We start from the raw sequence: 17,939 nt of genomic DNA, 5'->3' as shown, positions 1-17,939 counted from the left end.
AGCCAAGGGCGATCTCTTGGTCCGGAAAAGGACGCAGGGCCCTCCTGATGTCCGAACACCCCAGCTACCCCGAACTGCACCCGCTGGGAGCGCCCAGGGTCCGTCTTCAAAGTGGATCATCTGATGAGAGATCACGTCGTGTGTGGTGCGTCGGCATGAGCTTTCGGATGCGCAGTGGGAAGTGCTGTCCCGACTCCTCCCGCCTGCTGGTCTTGGGCGGCCCCGGATGGATGACCGGGTGGTGTTGAACGAGATCGTGTGGAAGCTGCGGACCGGGTCGGCCTGGCGGGGCGTGCCGGAGCGCCACGGCTCGGGGCAGACGCTGTACACGCGCTTCCACACGTGGGCCCTGTACGGGACGGCCGGTCGCATGCTGCGGGCGATCCAGGCGGAGAAGGACGCGGTCGGCGACATCGACTGGCTGGTGTCGGTCGACTCCACAATCGTGCGGGCACACCAACACGCCGCGGGCGGCAAAAGGGGACTGGCGATCGGGGCGTAGCGGGTAATCATGCCCTCGGCCGATCCCGTGGTGGACTCTGAGCTCCACAATCCACCTCGCCTGCGACGGACGCGGCCGCCCACTCGGATTCGTTCTCACTGGCGGCAACACCAACGACTGCACTCGGTTCGAGCAGGTCATGACCGAGATCCACGTCCCTCGCACCGGTCCCGGCCGTCCCCGCACCACACCGGACCACGTGATCGCCGACAAGGGGTACAGCTCTCGCGAGATCCGCACCTACCTGCGCAGACGCGGCATCCGCCACACGATCCCCGAACGCAGGGACCAAGCCGCCGGCCGCCGACGACGTGGACCCGCCGGCGGCCGACCGCCCGGCTTCGACAGGGCCGTCTACCGCCTCCGCAACATCGTCGAACGCTGCTTCAACCGCCGCAAACAATGGCGCGGCCTGGCCACCCGCTACGACAAGGCCTGCGGGTCCTTCGAGGCCGCCGTCACCATCGCCTCAATCCTGCTCTGGATCTGAACTATGAAGGCGATCTCTAGTCCCGGATCCCCAGGTCTTCCCTCATCAGGGTCCGCATCGCTACCAGCCGGGGCTCCGCCTGCTTTATCTCGACGAGCAGGTGCTCTGCACTCTCGCCGTCACGCGCGAGGCCGCGGTCAATGCGCTTGGCCGCCGCGTCGACCTCAGCGAGCACCTTGTTGAGTTCTCGCGAGGCCTCCATGATCCGCAAGGGGACGATCATTTGGGCTGCCGCGTAGCGGTCGCGGTACTCCCTGCGGGAATCCTCAAGACGGGTGCGGTCCTCCTCGCCATAGACGCCGTCATGGACGCGGTGTAGGGCGTCCTTGAGGAGCGTGTGGAATTGCTCGGAGGCACGGTTCATGGCCGTGTATGCCTCTCTCCGCTCCTCGAAGGACCTTCTCCGGTCGGCGATTTCGGCCTCGGCGGCGCGTTCGCGGGCGTTGAAGCGTTGCGGGAGAACCGAGCCGAGAAGCGCTCCGCCGAGGCCCGCCGCCGCAGTGATCGCGGTCGCTATCGCGTCTGACATGCCCGGACCCTATCGACATCCGCACTGACGCGGCTCCGTCGAGCCGTTAGCGCCAGGGACGGGGGGTGGCGGTGTGTGCGGCCCGGTATCCACTTCGAAGACGGGCCCCTGGAGGGGTGAACTGGACCTCATCCAAAACTCCCGCCATTATGTGAGTTGTGAGTCGGGCAGGTCGGCTCACCTCCCACAGGACGGACGGTTCTGCCACGACCTCGCGTCGTGAGCCTCGCCTGGCCGACGCTGCCGAGATCGCGGCTGAGCAGGGCCTCACGCCCGCCCGGATCAGCGGCCTCTACAACGACCGCACCGCAAACGGCTTCCCTGAAATCGCCGGCATGCGCGGCCGCGCCCGCCTATGGGATCACGCACAGGTCACCGAATGGTTCGCCACCGTCCGTCGGCACGACTCCGCGGGCACACACCGCCCGCCCGTGACGCGCAGGACTTGCTGAACGCCGCCGAGGCGTCGAGGCGTCGAGGTTCCTCGGCTACAAGAACCCCAAGCAGGTCACCACCTTCGTCCGTGATCACCCCGGGTACTTCCCCGAGCCCGACGTCGTCGAAGAGAGGGGAACCGCCGACAACCCCTACCGCCGGCAGTTGTGGCGCGTGCAGACCCTCCTGGACTGGATGGCCACCCGGCCCGGCCGCGGCAAGCACACCGGCGCAACACGTGCCGTCTCCGCACTGCCCGCCGTCCTCCTTCTCCAGCAGCCTGTCTCAGAGCAACCTGCCCTTGCTGGAAACCCCCGACGCACTCACGGAAAAGGGCGGTCGCCGGCGGTGGACGCGCCGACGCATCCTCGAGCAGGCAGCCCAGCCCCGAGGGAGAAGCCGGTGGTAAGCGCACCTGCACCCCACCGCCCCATAGGGGCGCTCTCCGGTCAGGGAAAGAACAGGATCGTAGGGGGCGACCCAGGCATATGGCGTGGGCGTGCGGCTCCCACCGGGCGGAGGGCTCGGGCGGGACGAGCCAGTAGAACCGGGGGGAAGCGGCCGGCCCAGCCGTCCTCGTCGGCGATGGCGACGCCGTCCCTTGCGCGGTCGGCGCACCCGCCGGTCCCACGGTGTTCTCGGCAGCCCTCACGAGTGGACTCAGGAGAGCTGTGACGGTCTGCGAGGCGAGGGCAGGGCGGGCAGCAGTTCCCACAATGGCTTCGAACCAGCGGCCCACGACGCCAATACGTGACGGTCAAGATGCAGCCGCTACTGCCGGGCAAAGGCGCGGCCAGGCTGGGTGGTCCCGCCGTTGGCACCAGCACCACGACATCGCCCCTCTGCTCGGCCGGGTGAAGCCGGCGGATCTCCGCCCAGTCCTCCACGCTGATCACCACTCCTCCCGGCCTGACTCAACGAGCCAGACCCCCTGGAGGGGGTCAACTTTCAAGCGTCGCTACCGGTCCACTTTTCAGCCGTCGCCGACAAAGGCGACCTCGACATGCTGGGACCATCCCCGCGGGCGCGGGGAGCACACTCAGCGACCTTTTATGACGCGAGGGCCTCGATCTACTCGATGGCGTCCTCAGGAAGCGTGTCAGGCTCGCCGCTCAGGCGCCGCGGCGGCGTCGGGATACGGAAGGGTGCGCACCACCGTTTCGGTGCGCTGCACCACTTCCCGTACCGGCTCGCGGGTCCGGCCGCCCTGACTCACGGGTCGGTCAGCACGGGACTCGGCGGTGCGCAGTTCCCACGCTCGGCGCCGGTGCACCGGCGAGCAATAGCGAGGCGGCCGGCCCCGGCCGCTCTGGGCGACCGGCTCGCCACACCACTCACAGGTGTGCTCCAGCAGCTGCTCGCGTACCCGTGCCGTCTCGTGGACCTCCGCTTGCGCTGCCGTGTCCTGCACACAGGCATCCCGGGTGTCCGGGCCCAGACTCCTTTCGTCACAAACGAAAGCATAAAGAGCTGATCTCCCAGGTCAGCAGGGGAAGAAAAGCACTTTCGTCCAGGAGGGAGCGGCAGCTCGCCGGTGATGGCCACGTCGCCAACCTCACCCGCTACATCAAGACCGGCGAGGTCACCGCCAACGACACCGTCATCACGCGCCTCTGACAGGAACTGGCCGCAGGCCACCATTCCCGTCACGGGCCCGGTCCTCCGGTGGAGGGCCGGGCCCGATGGGCTTTCCCTGTGGCAGCACCGGGCCGGGGCCGGGCCTACACCAGGACGGCCGGCATGGCGTCCTCAGCCGTCCAGCCCCCCCCTCGAACAGGGCGGCCACCAGGCGTGCGTGATGGTCGGGGAACTGGCCGGCGCGGTGCTTGGTGCGGGCCTTGCCAGGCGCCCAGCTTGACGGTGGCGCCGTCGACGCGGATGGCCTTGCGGGCGGCGGGGAGGCGGCCTTCGCGGTGCAGGAAGAGTTCCAGGAGCTGGACGGGCTCCTCGAAGTACGGCGGACGCGGCGGGCGGGGTGAGCGAGTTGGTCTCGGTCTCCTTCTTCGCGGCCCGTTCCGGTGCGACCGCAGTCATCCCCCGGCTCCGTGTCGACGGCCCGGCGTGAAGGCGTACGCACGAGCGGCGCGCCGAGACGTACACCGAGTTCGCCACGGCCGCGGACGAGATCGCCGCCACGGCCGCTCTGTGGCCCGCTCTCTCCGCGCCCGCCCGCCACGGGGAACAGAAGATGGCCCGCGCCCGCCTGCATCTCCTCGAGGGGCACCTGGGGCGGATCGCACTGGAGGGCAGTACCGCGGTGCTGGACGCTGCCCGGCAGCTCCTCGAGGACTGCAGGCGCCTCGTCGACGGCCTGGACGTCGACGCACCCGCCGGTGCTCCCGAACCCGCCCCCATGATGTCGATGCCGTTCCTTCGCCCCCGCCGGACGTACCTCGACGCCGAAGCCAACCGGCACCTGCGGCCCGCCGGGCGCAGCCTGTTTGGTCGCCTCTCCACGAGGTGACGTGACGCGCCCAGAGCTGCGGATTCGCGTCACGTCACCTCACTGAGCATCGTCTCCTGAACCGCGGCGCCGGGTGGCAATGATCGTGGCAATGATGCCGCCGACGGCGCTGATGGTGGCCGCGATGATGACGTCCATGGGTCCCCCTTGCTTGAGGGGCGCCGAGTTGCGCCCGGCAGGCACCCTGACACCGCCCAGCCGAAGGCGCCACCGACGTATTCGCAGGTGGTAGCTAGTTTCCGTACGGATTTCGAGGACGTATCCGTTTGGGATCCGGGACTGTTTTTGCGCAGAGCACGAGCACGGGAAGCGCCTGGCGGTTGCTAGCGCGCAGTTCATCGTGCAGCAACGTGCGCGCCGTTGCCGCCCACCAAGGCATGCGCGCCTACGCGGTTTCGTGCCGGATTTCTACGAGGTTTTGCGGGTGCGGGGCAGTACCGTGCGCTGTCGTCGATGCACACCGTCGGGGCATGGGACGGAGCTGCGCCCGAGCTGCTCATCAGCCGCGTGAGGGGCCTCGAGCGTGCGAGCGTCGGCTACTTCGCCACCGGACTGCCGGAGTTCCCCGCCGACGCCACCCCTGACGCTCTGCCCACCGGTCTGCCCGCTGCCGCCATCAGCCGGGAGCAGGCCGGGTACCTCTCCGAGTTCCTGCACGCACCGGTCGGCCGGGTCCTCCACCACCTGGGGCGCGCTGCCCAGCGGTGACCTGCACCTTATGACCGTGCGGGTTGGTTGGCGATCAGAAGGGTGACGTCCGCAGGCCGAAATCCCAAACGCGCATAGATGCGGGCGACGGTGTCCTCCGCATAGGCGAGGAAGACGGTCCGCACCCCGTGGTTGCGGGCATGAATGGCCAGGGCCGCTGTGACGGCCGCGGCCAGGCCCTGACGGCGAGCGGTGGGGAGGGTGCCGACGCCGCCGATCTCCGTGGTGCCGCCTGCCGGGTGGTAGTGGCCGGCAGCGAGGGGGGTGCCGTCTGGGGCAAGGGCAGCGATGAGTGCTTTGTGCCCGGCACGGATCGTGGGCCGGACCACCTCGACCGTGTCGTCCGCGGCCAGCTCCTCAGCAGCCGCCGACAGTTCCGCGGGGCCCGCCGGGCCAACAGCGGCGCTCGGCTCGGCGAAAGCCAAGCGAGGCAGAGCGAGTGCCTTGGGAAGGGCCGGGTCGTCGGCCGTCAGCACGCGGAGCGTGACACCGTCCGGCAGGGGTTGCGGGGGAACCGGATGGTGCGGGTCGAGGACCATCAGCGGGCGTTCTTCCACCGGCAGGCCAGCGGCCTCGACACGGGCACGAAGCGCTGGCGCTGCCTCGGCGAGCCACTCGAATGCTTCCGGCACACCGAGTTCGCGCTGCCGGGCACGCACCCGGGCGATGTCAGCTGCGGTGGTGATCCCGGAGCTCTCTGCGATGGGTTGAGCGTGGCTCGGGCCACCGTAGTAAGGGGTTCCTGGTTCCTTTCGCACGAACAGCCGCAACGGGCCGAACTCTTCGGCGTCAGCGAACAGCAGTGGCACGGCGGCGTAGTACTGCTCGATACGGGCACACAGCGAGTCGCTCATGCCGCGCATCTCACCACGGAGCATGGGCATGCCGCATCCGAAAATGACCGTCCGGAACGGCTCGGGAGCCCGCCAGGTGTTGCTAAAACTCATCGACGTGTCGGCGGGCGAGCCCCCAAGCGTTCCCAGAACTCAGCGTCACACGTGGCCGCTTCTCACCGACAGAATCAGACGGGACCAGCCCCACGGACGCGGGGAGCACCGCTGCGCACCCGGTGCCCGGGCGACGTGCTCGGGACCATCCCCGCGGGCGCGGGGAGCACTTAACGGGGGGGTGAATGGAGGCCAAGTCCGTGCGGGTGTCGCGGCCGACACCGGTGTGGACGCGGACGGTGGAGCGGACGTCCAGGCGGTAGTGGCGGAAGGTGATATTCCGATTGCGGCGGAAGCAGGGTCAGCGGGACTGTCCGGCAGCGAAGCAGCGCTTGCCGGCCTTCCGCTCCCTTGACGCTACATTGACTGTGATGTTGATCTCATGATTACAGAGGGTGATCGCCAGCGTGATTTCAGTAAAGGGTAGGCAAGGCGCCCTTCACTAGTCGTACACACGATCGGCGCGACTCCATCGCATGCATATTGATTACGCAACGTAGCTGCGGCGAACGCAACGTTCTTGCCGCGGAAATCGCTGGCGTGCCTATGGTGTCGTTCGCTCCTGGGTGGACCTGACCAGTCTGTTTGTCCGGGAGTGTCCGGCGAGTCCGCGGGGGGCGCCATCACCACACGGAACCCATGCATGGGGCCGACGTTTCCCTCCTTGGGCTGCGCCTACACCAGCCACCCCTTACGCGGAGGGATACGCGTGTTACCTAGAGCTGTACGCCATCAGGGTAGACGTCGGAGATGGATGAGGGCCGTAGCAGCGCCGGTTGTCCCGCTTGTCTCGCTGGCTCTCCTCGCCACCGTAGCGGTGCAGCCGGCTTCGGCCGTGACCGGTGGTCCGCGCAGCGGGCCGGTCGCCGACTCCTACGATGGGTTCGACGCCAAGGCCGCCGAGCAACTGCGCTTCGACCAGTGCCTGATGGCCGACGGCCTGCGCAGAGGTGGGCCGAATGTGTTCGGCCTGGCCACTACCAGCTTGCCGCTGCCGGCGGAACAGCTCCATCAGAAGGCGGACCGCACCTATGACACCGGCGCGTTCGCCCAGGCGTGGCAGAAGGACAGCGATGACGCCGACGCCTGGTTGAAGAGGACTGAGGCGACGCGCCAGTCGTGGGGCAACGCCGTCACGAGTCTGGACGATTACCCCGGCTCCGCCGAGGAAGAGGACTTCTTCGACAAGACGGGTCTGCTTCCCTGGATCTATCAGTCGTTCTGGAAGCCGGCCGAACTGCTGTCGCCGTTCTACGACCCGTCACCGCAGGCGGACGACGCGACGAAGAAGGCGGCCCTGGCGATCGGTGACCCGCTGTACACCAGCGGCGGCACCAGCCAGGAGCAGGAGGCCTGGAAACTCTGGAAGAAGAACTCCGGCCCCATCGTCCCCAACCAGCTCTTCGTCCCGCGGGTCTTCGACGACGACGCCCGCATCTTCCTGGCCTCCGGGGGCTTCCCCAGGACCGCGCCGGCACCGGACACCCCGGAGTACCGCATTGCGGTCGAGGACCTGAAGACTCGGTTCGCCTCGTGCTCGTGGCACGACCCGATCGACCCCGACCGGGTGCTCGGCAAGGAGGTAGCGCAGGCATCCGCCGAGTGGCAGCAGGAGATCACCGCCCAGGCCACGCAGCGCAACCAGATCCTCTCCGCCAGCAGCACAGCCAACAAGGCACTGCAGGACGGCACCTTCGCCTTGGGCAAGTTGCTGGGGCAGTCGTGGATCGCCGACTACTCCACCCGGTGGCTGGACTACTACACCGAGGGCGGCCTCGGCTGGATCCGTGACGGCCGACTGGAGATCCAGGTGCCGGGCGCTGCCGGCAAGTGCCTCGAAGTCCAGGGTGCGAGCAAGGCCAACGGCACCCCGGTCCAGGTCAACACCTGCAACGGCGGCGTTGCCCAGAAGTGGGAGCTGTACTACGACAACGGCTACCAGCTGCGCAACACCAATGCGAACAAGTGCCTGGAGATCCTCAACGGCGCCAGCACCAACGGCACGAAGGTTCAGATCCAGGACTGCGGCAGCGCCAAGGCGCAGCAGTGGAAGTTCGACGTGCGCAGCACGGGCCCGCTGGTGAACGCGGCAACCGGCAAATGCGTGCACCTGGCGACGTTCGACATCGGCAAGGACGCGGTGTCGTCGACGTGCAACGGCTCGACGGCGCAGAAGTTCAGGATCGTGGCCAAGACCCACACCGGCAGCGCCCCCGCGGCGGCCGACGTGGCCAAGGCAAAGGCCGGCATCACTGCTGCGCAGGCGGAGGCGAAGAAGCAACTCGCTGTAGTCAAGGCGCAGCTGACGACCGCGCAGAGGGCTGCGGCCACCTCGGACACGGCGCTGCAGGCGGCGTACGGCATCGCGGACGCGGCGGGCGCCCCGCGGGGCCGTGGCCTCCTGGTGGGTCTGCAGAAGGACCAGGTGACCAAGGGTGCGGCTGCCGCGTTGGCGGCGCTGGAGAAGGCCGGTGAGACGGCGGAGGCAGCGACGCGTGCCGCGGCCGGTGACAGCGCGACGATCGCGCAGCGGGCGCTGGCGCAGGCGGCGCAGTCGAAGGCGGAGTTCCGCAAGAAGGCCGCCGAGGCGGCCGAGTGGCAGGCCAAGGCCGCGGCGGACGCGGCGAAGGTGCACCGGGACAACGCCAAGAAGGACAAGGAGACCGCGGAGGCCAAGCTGGCCGTCGCGGTGAAGGCCGAGGCGGATGCGAAGGCGGCCGCCGCCGACGCGCACGCCAAGCGGCTCGCGGCCGAGGCCGAGGAGAAGACGGCCAAGGCGGAGAAGGAGAACGCCGCCGCCAGCCGGGCCGAGGCCGCCGAGCACCGCAAGAACGCCGAGTCCGAGGCGACGAAGGCGAAGGACGCCAAGGACAAGGCCGAGGCCGCCGAGAAGACCGCCGGGGACCGGCGGGACGACGCGGTCAAGGCCAAGGACCACGCCAAGGAGATGCGCGACGACGCCTGGGACGCCGAACAGAAGGCGGACGCGGCGCGCGCCAAGGCGGACGCGAAGAGGGCCTACGCCGACTCCCTTGACTCCGGTGATGCGGCCACCGCGGCCCGGGCGGCGGCGAACGAGGCGGACACGGCGGCCGACAACGCCGAGGCCGCGGCGGGCAGGGCCCGCTCCGAGGCCGACGCCGCCACCCAGGCCGCGGCCGACGCCGACGCCGCGGCCACCCGCGCGGAAGCCGCCGCCAAGCGCGCCCGCTCCGACGCGGACGCCGCCCAGGCGGCCAAGCTGAAGGCCGACGCGGCCGTCAAGACGGCCACCAGCGCCGCCGCCGACGCCATCACGGCCTCGCAGCACGCCGCGTCCGAGGCGAAGCTGGCAGTGAAGCTGGCTGACGAGGCGGAGCAGCACGCCAAGGACGCCAAGTCCCAGGCCGACGCGGCGAACAAGGAGGCGGGTGTCGCGCTCGCCGCCGCGGCGAAGGCGGCCGGGTTCGCGCACGTCACCGCCCAGGCGGCCGTCGACGCCGGTGAGGCGGCCAAGCAGGTCGCCGCGCCCGCCCATGATGCTGTGGAGCTGGGCTCCCCGTATGTCGACACCGACTCCACCGCCGGCCTGGTGGTGCTGGCCGGCCAGTCGTCGAAGACGATCGCGGAGCAGCAGCAGGCCGTCGCCGACGCGCACGCCAAGAACGCCGCCGCCGAGGCCGACGCCGCGAAGAACATCGCCGACCAGGCCAAGGGCGACGCCAAGGAGGCCTACCAGCACGCGGCCAACGCCGCCAAGTACGCCGCCGACGCCCGCACCTACTCCAAGGAGGCCCTGGGCTACGCGGCCGACGCCGCCAAGGCCGCCGCGGCCGCGCAGGCGTCACTGGCCCGCACCATCACCTACGACCAGCAGGCCGCCGACGACGCCGCCGCCGCCGACAAGGCCGCCGGCAAGGCCGAGGGCTACGCCAAGGACGCCCGCGACTCCGCCGACGCCGCCGAACTCGACGCCCAAGCCGCCCGCTCCGCGGCCAGCCAGGCCGAACAGGACGCCAAGGACGCCCGCGCCGCCGCCACCCGCGCCGACGCCGCCGCGACCGAAGCCGAACAGGCCGCCAAGGACGCCGCGAAATACGCGCAGGAGGCGCAGGAAGCCGCCGACCGTGCCGAGAAGGCGACGGCGGACAAGCAGCGCTCCCAGGGGGCCGGTACGGGCATCCCTGGTGTGTTCGCCGTCCCGGACGAGTCCACCGTCAAGATCGTCAGCAGCAAGCAGATCGGCACCTGCCCCGGCATGCCCGAAGCGGCCTTCCAGGGCTGCGACGCGCAGTACGACCTCGTCGTCACCTACGAAGCCGACTTCTACCTGTGCATCAACGGCCAGGCCGAGGTCACGGCCGATGACTGCCCCAAGTCGGCATGGCAGTTCCTGCAGCGGGAGACGCTGAAGGACGTCGAGATCGACGGCTGGAAGCACAAGTTCTCCGGCAAGGACATCATGCGCGCCGGATGGCAGAGCCTCTTCGGCGACGTGGCCGGATCGATCCTGTTCGCCTTCTTCGCCGAAGACCTCATGGACTGCTGGCACGGCGACAAGACCGCCTGCGCCTGGAGCATCGCCACCTACGCCCCGGTCGAGAACCTGCTCGCCCCGATCGCACGCGCCGTCAAGGCACTCGATGCCGCCGCCAGGACCGGCATCGGTTTCGAGGACGCCTTCAAGGCACTCCGCGCCCTCGACGGCCTGTCCGAGGCGGCCAAGGTCGGCATAGGTTCCAAGGCTCTCGACAAGTTCGTCAAGACGTGCACCAGCAGTCAGCGTGCGCCGCTCTCCGCGCGCAAGTCCGTGTTTGGCAGCGCATGTCCGCTGCGGATGGTCCTCTACAACAGCGACGAGATGAGCCACCTCGCATACAGGTACCGTGTGGAGAACGGGTTCTACGGTGCAGATCACAACGTGGCCGTGGCGAAGGTACCTGGTTGGAACGACCCCAAAACAGGTGACTACTTGATCGCCAACAGCAAGTTCAGCGGTCACTCCGAGACGGAAATCCTTGACAAGCTGAAGGCGAAAAATATCGATCCCAAGAAGATCGAAGCACTGTACACCGAACGGCAGCCGTGCGGTGGCTGTTCCACCGCCCTCGAGGAGGCCCTCAAGGAGGGCACCCCGATCACCTACTCCGTTCCCTACACCGACGAGATCGCGTCATACTCGAAGGCTCTTCTCGCGCGCTACGTCGAGCAGGCCAACGGAACGGGGTTGAAGCGATCCCGGCTGAACGCACCGGACTCGGAGGCGCAGGAAACCAACTGACCTGGGCCGATGATCGAGCCGTTGTCGGGCCCCGTCGAGACCACCCATCCCGACGGGGTCTTCCCTCGAAGGCCCTTTGCCGTCCGTTGGGGCGGCAGATGATTTTGCCCGCGCCCTGACAGAATCGACAATCCAAAGCCCATTCGCTGCGGGACGGTTTCCCCGGGAGAATCCTTGACATACATCGATCCTCAGAAACGCGCCAACGCCGAGCAGAACGGCATGCCGCACGCCGCGGAGGAGGTCATCGCCGAGTGGGTTGCGCTGGCGGAGTCGGTATGCCTGGAGCTGCGGCGTGCGGGGCTCCCAGCTCACATGTCACCCCTCGGCGCCCCTGCCAGCCAGCAGGCCGGCGCTCGCGTCCACGTCGACACCATCGATGGCCCGGCGGGTGGCGTCCATGTCGAATGGAACGCCGGTGAGACCCTGACCGAGGCCGTCTTCGCACGCATGCAGCCGGACGGGCTCGATCTCCCGGATCCAGTGATCGCGCACGGTGCGCAGATCGTTTCGCTCATGGACGAGACGATCAGAGGAGTGCTCGCGTTCGTCGGTTTCCGCACTCAGGACGCCGTCGAGCTGAACGACCTCGCCCCGGGGACGCATGTCGCGGGTCGGCTGCCGAGGCAGTGGTACATCGAGCACGTCCTCGCGGAAGGCGTGCTCGGCCTGATCGCGGCAATCCGCTCCAGCAGCACCGATTCCGATCCGGCGGCTGGCGACAGCGCGGAAGGCAGGGACCGGCTCACCGGGCGAGGCGTCCGGATCGTGCAGGAAGGTCAGTACCTTCTGCCCGACGACGACCGGCAGGAACTCGCCCGTGTCCTGCGCAGGCTCGCCGAAGCGATGTACGGCCAGGACATGGCGTGCCGCGGCCCCTGGGAGGCGGACCGGTCGCTGCTCGACCTCCCCGATGAGCTCTGCCTGGCCACCCGGGCACCGCTGATCGTGACCGGCACACCGGCGACTCGTCGCGAACTACTCGCGGCCGCGTACGTGGCACTGCTCGGCAGCATCGAGCTGGCCGAAGCGGACCTCATCGACGATGAGCACGCTGCCCGGATCACCGAGGCGTGGACGGGGACGTTGCGTAGACGGTTGGAGCCGGTGCCGGACGAGGACCGGCAGGAACTCGTCCGCCTCTTCCGGCAAGTCGCTCGCGAGGAGAGCGATCCGGGGGGCAAGGCATTCGCCGCTGGCTTCCAAAAGGTCATCGGTGTGGTCGAGGAGGGGGGCTGAGGTGCACCTTCACCGCGCCGTACCGGGCCCGAATCCTCCTCTGGGACGGCGCCTCGGGCACGGGAGGTGACGTGGGGCGTTGGTCCGCGGCGTCCGGGAGACGTCACACCAGCAGCAGCACCAGGAAGACGATCCAAAAGATCACGGCCATGACGGCGAACACTGTCGCTGTCCCCCACTGTCGTAGGCGCGGCGCTGGGTACGCCCGTGCCGTCGCCGTGTTGTTCCAGCGGGTGGTACCGTCGGCGCCGGTCCGCCCTCAGGGTGGAGGACACCGGCGGCAAGGGGACCGCGAGGTGCTGGCCGCCATCATCTTCGTGGCCACCTCAGGCTGCACCTGGAATCAACTGCCACCAGGCTTTGGACTCGGGTGTGACGGTCTTCCGCCGGTTCACCGAGTGGACCGAGGCCAGGGTGTGGGCCAAACTTCACCGCCTGGTCCTGGATGAACTCGGTGCCCGAGGTGAGCTGGACTGGTCGCGGTGCGCGATCGACTCGGTCAGCGTCCGGGCCCTCAAAGGGGGCAGCTGACAGGACCGAATCCGACTGATCGCGGCAAGAAGGGATCGAAAATCCCGCCGCCAACCTCCACGACAGCCAGGCCCTCATCCCGCTGGTCCGCGGCATCCCACCCGAGATGCCGATCGACAGGGGCAGGCCCTGGCGGTCGACGATGAGGTGGGGATACTCGCGGACTTGGCGAGTTGCATGGCGACGTTGGTCGAGTAGTCGCCGTGGCTGCGGTGGCGGGGCGCTCCTCGCGGATCTCCTTGGGCACCTCTGCTGAGATGCGTCCGGACTGGACGGCCGTGTGCACGCCGTCGGAGATGACGGCCGCGAGATCTGCTGGAGTCACGGCGGCGACGCTACCGGGGCGGACGCCGCGGGAGACGCCGAACAGTCGGGCGGAGCACCAGCCCTCTCGGACCACGGAGCGGGGCGCTGTCGTGTTCCTGGCCGGGAAGAGCGGCCCCCCGGACGGCACTGCGCCCCGCCCTCGAGGGGAGGGCGGGGCGCAGTGGAGGGGCCGATCAGCGGTTGGCGCAGATCGCGTACAGCGAGATCCCGACGTCGCCGTACCGGGTCTGCCGACCGAGGCCGATCCAGCCGCGTCCGTCATCCGTCGGGAACGAGCCGACGAGGATCGCGTCCTCGCCCTGCGCCTCCGCGCCCCCGCCGACGGCGACCTTCCCGGCCGGGCAGTACACCGTCCGCCGCTGGAAGTTCGGCACATTCGCGTTCGGCAGCTTCACCACCTGGTACCCGTCGACCACCGCGGCCGCCGCCCGGGCCGCCTCCGGCTTGGCCGGCGCCTGGCTGTCCGACGCCTGCGCCGCCCACCCGACACCCGACGCCAGGGCCACCACCAACGCGCCCGCCCCCAGAGTCTTCAAGCCTCGCATCATGCTCCTTCACGTCCGGTGATGCCCCGACGACCGGGACCTCATCGCGACCGCCACTCTGCCGGGACCACACCCCCCAGACCGCTACGTACTGGACCAAACGCCCGGATGTGACGAACACAAAGCACCGGAGCTCGGCACGCGCCCGACGCCCGCCCCCCGGGCGCCCCGGCACTACTACGCCCGAGCCGGCCGGCGCAGCGCCCCTGCTCCGCAGTGCTGATGGCTGCCTGCCGCCCGGCCTGTTCGCGGTTGCCGGGCTGCCGGCAGGCACGGATGACGTCGGCCAGGCGCTCGGCGAGGTCAGCGCGGGGCCGGCGGATCGGGTGCTGCACGCAGCACTTCGCTATCGCTGGGAGCCGCCGAGCGGCTCGGCCACCGTCCTGGTCGGGCATGCGGACGTTCATGACGACGGGGTCGGCCCGGCGGGCGTGGACCAGTTCCATGGCCTTACGGCCCGTGCCGGCCTCGCCGACGACCTCGATGCCGGGAGCCGAGGCGACAAGCAGGGCGAACGCGGCGCGGACCGGTGGACGCCGTCTCCCCGGGGCGGGACGCCGGCCGGTGTCCGGACGCGTCCGTCGCCGGTGTTGCGCGCTGCGCAGTCGCACGGCGGCCCCGAGCACGGGCAGGTGTCCGGTCAAGCCGGCGGCCAGGAGCAGGGCGCGGCGTGCGGGAGGAGGGCCTGTGGTCCTGCCACGTCTGCGGGGCGAGCGGCGCGAGCGTGCCCCTGCCGCCGGGGTGCGCGGCAGCGCGTTCGGCAGCGGTGCCAAGGGATGAGGCCGAGCGCGCCGCCAGACTGCCTGAACCCGTTCATGCCGCTGTCCGCTGGTAGCGACCGGGCAGGCTCTTCGTGCATCGGGCAGAGGCGGCACAGCTTGCAGCGACGGGCCGGTGACGCGGGCAGCAGACGCAGCAGTGCCGGTGGTGCGGCACGCCTCGGTGTCGCGCCGCAGCCGGCGGGAAGCGACAGCGCTTCGTCCATCGGCGTGCAGCAGCGGTGTGAAGCAGTACGGGTGCAGCCGCGCCCGTGCTGCACCGGCCCCCTTTGCCGCGGACCGGCGTCGGTACGCACCGGCGCTGCGTCTCGGAGGCGGGCACGATCTGCCGGCCCGCGGGCTCGGGGCTAGGCTCGCTCGGCGGCCCGGGCCGGTTCCCCGTCGGGTTCCTGGGGCCTGACCCGTAGCTTTCCGCGGGCGGATCGGCGTTCGAGCCTGCGCTGTTCCGTCGTCGCCCAGCGGCCGGCGCGGGTGGGGTCGAGCGGTGTGCCGTGGCCGACGTGGAGCCGGGTGGGTTTGAGGTCGAGCATCGCGCGGAGGCTGGCGAGGTTGGCGAGCGGGTCGTCGTGGAAGGGCGGGTTGGCGGGGCGGCCGGGTATCAGGCCCATGAAGGAGTTGGCGATGAGGTCGCCGGCCACCAGGTCGCCGTCGTCGGTGAGGACGGAGACAGAGCCGGCGGTGTGGCCGGGGGTGGGGATGATCCGGCCGTCGACGCCGAAGTCCGCCAGGCCGGTCTCACCGTGGACGAGGACGTCGGGGTCGAAGGGTTCGGCCTGTTCGTGGAGCTTGGGGTTGCGTGCCATCAGCCGTCCCATCGGCCCGGTGGGCAGGTACGGTTCGCGGACCCGGCCGGTGCGGTAGGGGCCGAGGTCGGCGGCGTGGGCGGCGATCGGCGCGCCGGTGAGGCGGCGCAGTTCGGCGGCGGAGCCGAAGTGGTCGATGTGGCCGTGGGTGACGACGACGAGGCGGACGTCCTGCGGGTCGACGCCGTGGGCGGCGACCTGCTCGGCGATGCGCCGGCCGCTGCCGGGCGTTCCGGCGTCGACGAGGACGGGGTGGCGGCCGAGCAGCAGGTAGGCGTTGACGGCGTGCCGGCCCAGGACCGGTATGGGGACGACCTTGGTGCGGGACAACAGGGTGCTCCTCAGGGGAAAGACTGCGAGTGATGAGGTTCAGCGGGCGGTGGCGTGGGGGCGGAACCGGCGCCGGTATTCGGCCGGGGTGGCGCCCAGTCGGCGGCGGAAGGCCCGGTGCAGGGTCTCGACCGACCCGAGTCCGCTGGCGGCGGCGATGTCGGGCAGGCTGCGGGCGGTCTCCTCGAGGAGGCGGCGGGCCGCCTCCACCCGGACCGCCTCCAGGTAGCCGGCCGGGGTGCGGCCGGTGCAGTCGCGGAAGACCCGGGCGAAGTGGCGCACACTCAGGTTCATGCGGGCGGCCATGGTCTCGACCGGGATCCGCTCGGCGAGGTGGCCGTCGATCCAGCGGCGGAGTTCGTCGATGCGGTCGTCGGCGCTCGCCTGGAGGGAGAGCGGCACGCTGAACTGGCTCTGTCCGCCGGGACGTTTGACGTACATCACCATGGCGCGGGCGGCGTCGAGGGCGATCGCCGGTCCGTGGTCCTCGGCCACCATCGCGAGGGCGAGGTCCATGGCGGCGGTCACGCCCGCGCACGTCCAGATCCGCCCGGCCCGGATGAAGATCGGCTCCGGGTCGACGGCGATGTCCGGGTGTTGTGCGGCCAGTTGGCCGGCGGTGAGCCAGTGGGTGGTGGCCGGCAGGCCGGTGAGGAGCCCAGCCTCGGCGAGCAGGTGGACGCCCGCGCACACTCCGCCCACGCGCCGTGCGGCCGGAGCCGCCGTGGCCAGCCATCCGACGACGTCCCGGTCGACGACGGCCTGGTAGCGGCCGTCGGCGTGGTCCATGGCGCCGGCCACGAGGAGGGTGTCGACGCCCGGGCTCACCTCGGCCAGCGACCGCTCGGCGACCAGGCTGATCCCGGCGGCGGTCGGCAGCGGGCCGGCCTGTGCGGCGGCGATCTCGACCCGGTAGGCGGGCGCGTCGCCTTTCACCAGGCGGGAGGCGACGGAGAAGACCTCCGCCGGGGCGGTCACCTCCAGCAACTCGACTCCGGGGAACGCGGCGATGACGACGGTGCGCGGTTCGGGCATGCCCAGATCCTTCCGCCGCCAGGGTCGTGGCCGCAACGACCGGGTTCTGTCACATTCAGCCATCGGTCACGGCCGGAGCGACCGGGGCGGCCCCGCCTGCTGTCCGGGCAGCATGACTCAGGGGGCGAAGGCGCGGCGGGCCGGGCAGGTCACTGCCTGCGGGTCACGGCGGTGACCGCCGCCGTGACGGTCGCCTGGAGTTGCTGGGCGTCCGCGCCGGCGCGCAAGCGCAGGTTCACGCCGTGCGCGAGGAGGGCCAGGATGCCGGCAGCGAACCCGGGGTCGGCTCTTCGGTGAGCTGCTGCCAGCACTGAGCTGCGCGAAGCGCGGTGTGCAGGGCGTCACGCAGCCGCTGGCGCCGCCGGTTCAGCCCGCTGGAGACGGGTCACCGTTGCGCTGGGCACCGGCACCTCAGCATCCGACGCACCGAGCACCCCACTCGGCCTGTTCCTGGCCCGCACCCGCGATCGGCTGGCGGCGGGAGCCGGAACCGGGTGTCCCGTGGCGGCGTCTCTGCCGCCGCAAGTGGACGGCACCGTCGGCACCGACCATCTGAGGGAGCATCCGCGATGACCTGGAGAGACTGGAGAACCTGGAGAGCGCTGATCGCGAGTCTGGCCGTACTCATCGGCCTGACCGCCGCCGGAACGTCGCCCGCCTTCGCCGGCATCGATGGGCGGGATCCCTGGATCGACCAGCACTGCGGCATAGACACCGTCGGGAGCGGTAAGACGGCCGTCGCCGTGCCCGTGGACCGGCTCAGCCTGAATTTCGAATCCATCGACCACGACCCCGCCGGGTCCAAGATCACCGTCGTCTACACCATCCCCGGCACCGGCAAATACGGCACCCTCTTCGGCCAGTACGACCCCGCCAGGGCAAACGCCGTCTTCAACTACACGATCGACTACCCGCCCGCCGACTCGACGCTGAGCATCAGCTTCGAGATCGCCTGGCCCGACGGCACCTCCTACAGCAACACGCTGACGCGCCCCCTGCTCCACTGCACGCGGGA

At 70.1% G+C, this 17,939-nt stretch carries 13 protein-coding genes and 4 pseudogenes; 8 read left to right on the top strand and 9 right to left on the bottom strand.

All coding sequences use genetic code 11. The features are described 5' to 3' along the window. Positions 1–145: 145 nt before the first annotated feature. Positions 146–992 (top strand): annotated as a pseudogene (locus FHS34_RS37740) (IS5 family transposase). 16 nt (positions 993–1,008) lie between these two features. On the opposite strand, the gene FHS34_RS37735 reads toward FHS34_RS37740, so the two are convergent. Together FHS34_RS37735 and FHS34_RS44390 are read right to left on the bottom strand one after the other, a co-directional pair. Next, positions 1,009–1,521: a hypothetical protein gene (locus FHS34_RS37735; RefSeq protein WP_184974187.1), complete on the bottom strand. Its 513-nt coding sequence runs from the start codon at positions 1,519–1,521 to the stop codon at positions 1,009–1,011. A gap of 1,095 nt (positions 1,522–2,616) precedes the next feature. Further along, positions 2,617–2,798 (bottom strand): annotated as a pseudogene (locus FHS34_RS44390) (restriction endonuclease); the annotation flags it as partial. 1,346 nt (positions 2,799–4,144) lie between these two features. On the opposite strand from FHS34_RS44390, the gene FHS34_RS37730 reads away from it, so the two are divergent. Together FHS34_RS37730 and FHS34_RS37725 are read left to right on the top strand one after the other, a co-directional pair. Next, on the top strand, positions 4,145–4,420 hold the full coding sequence (locus tag FHS34_RS37730) for a hypothetical protein (RefSeq protein ID WP_184974186.1): 276 nt from the start codon (positions 4,145–4,147) through the stop codon (positions 4,418–4,420). Positions 4,421–4,873: 453 nt separating this feature from the next. Next, on the top strand, positions 4,874–5,128 hold the full coding sequence (locus FHS34_RS37725) for a hypothetical protein (RefSeq protein ID WP_184974185.1): 255 nt from the start codon (positions 4,874–4,876) through the stop codon (positions 5,126–5,128). Between the two features lie 8 nt (positions 5,129–5,136). Here FHS34_RS37725 and FHS34_RS37720 read toward each other — a convergent pair whose 3' ends face one another. Beyond that, positions 5,137–5,991 carry a GNAT family N-acetyltransferase gene (locus FHS34_RS37720; protein ID WP_372478644.1) on the bottom strand — a complete coding sequence of 285 codons (855 nt, stop codon included), beginning with the start codon at positions 5,989–5,991 and terminating at the stop codon, positions 5,137–5,139. A gap of 277 nt (positions 5,992–6,268) precedes the next feature. Next, a pseudogene (locus FHS34_RS43005) lies at positions 6,269–6,349 on the bottom strand (lamin tail domain-containing protein); the annotation flags it as partial. A gap of 561 nt (positions 6,350–6,910) precedes the next feature. On the opposite strand from FHS34_RS43005, the gene FHS34_RS37715 reads away from it, so the two are divergent. From FHS34_RS37715 to FHS34_RS44255, 4 genes are all read left to right on the top strand, one after another. Next, entirely contained in the window at positions 6,911–11,335 is a 4,425-nt protein-coding gene (locus FHS34_RS37715) for a ricin-type beta-trefoil lectin domain protein (protein WP_313149767.1), read from the top strand. 174 nt (positions 11,336–11,509) lie between these two features. Then, positions 11,510–12,574 carry a hypothetical protein gene (locus FHS34_RS37710; RefSeq protein WP_184974182.1) on the top strand — a complete coding sequence of 355 codons (1,065 nt, stop codon included), beginning with the start codon at positions 11,510–11,512 and terminating at the stop codon, positions 12,572–12,574. 149 nt (positions 12,575–12,723) lie between these two features. Further along, positions 12,724–13,023, top strand: a complete 300-nt coding sequence (locus tag FHS34_RS44260) for a transposase (RefSeq protein WP_372478658.1) — start codon at positions 12,724–12,726, stop codon at positions 13,021–13,023. Next, complete coding sequence (locus tag FHS34_RS44255) at positions 12,947–13,105, top strand: hypothetical protein (RefSeq protein ID WP_372478659.1); 159 nt, start codon at positions 12,947–12,949, stop codon at positions 13,103–13,105. The genes FHS34_RS44260 and FHS34_RS44255 overlap by 77 nt, the downstream gene beginning before the upstream one ends. Positions 13,106–13,179: 74 nt before the next feature. Here the strand turns inward: FHS34_RS44255 and FHS34_RS42040 are convergent. The 5 genes and pseudogenes from FHS34_RS42040 to FHS34_RS37680 all read right to left on the bottom strand — a co-directional run. Continuing rightward, a pseudogene (locus FHS34_RS42040) lies at positions 13,180–13,296 on the bottom strand (hypothetical protein); the annotation flags it as partial. A 309-nt stretch (positions 13,297–13,605) separates the two neighbouring features. Then, positions 13,606–13,977, bottom strand: coding sequence for a hypothetical protein (locus FHS34_RS37695; RefSeq protein ID WP_184974277.1), 372 nt, complete (start codon positions 13,975–13,977; stop codon positions 13,606–13,608). Between the two features lie 1,126 nt (positions 13,978–15,103). Beyond that, a complete protein-coding gene (locus tag FHS34_RS37690) occupies positions 15,104–15,889 on the bottom strand; it encodes an MBL fold metallo-hydrolase (protein ID WP_184974181.1) in 786 nt (261 codons plus the stop codon). 39 nt (positions 15,890–15,928) lie between these two features. Beyond that, a complete protein-coding gene (locus FHS34_RS37685) occupies positions 15,929–16,924 on the bottom strand; it encodes a GlxA family transcriptional regulator (protein WP_184974180.1) in 996 nt (331 codons plus the stop codon). A 149-nt stretch (positions 16,925–17,073) separates the two neighbouring features. Next, positions 17,074–17,235: a hypothetical protein gene (locus FHS34_RS37680; protein ID WP_184974179.1), complete on the bottom strand. Its 162-nt coding sequence runs from the start codon at positions 17,233–17,235 to the stop codon at positions 17,074–17,076. Positions 17,236–17,493: 258 nt separating this feature from the next. Here FHS34_RS37680 and FHS34_RS37675 point away from each other — a divergent pair. Then, on the top strand, positions 17,494–17,939 hold a 446-nt coding region (locus tag FHS34_RS37675; RefSeq protein ID WP_184974177.1), incomplete at its 3' end, for a hypothetical protein.

The sequence above is a fragment of the Streptomyces echinatus genome, assembly GCF_014203595.1.
Lineage (GTDB): Bacteria > Actinomycetota > Actinomycetes > Streptomycetales > Streptomycetaceae > Streptomyces > Streptomyces echinatus.
Note: the sequence above shows the minus strand (reverse complement) of the source record. Positions and strands in the feature narration are given on the sequence as shown.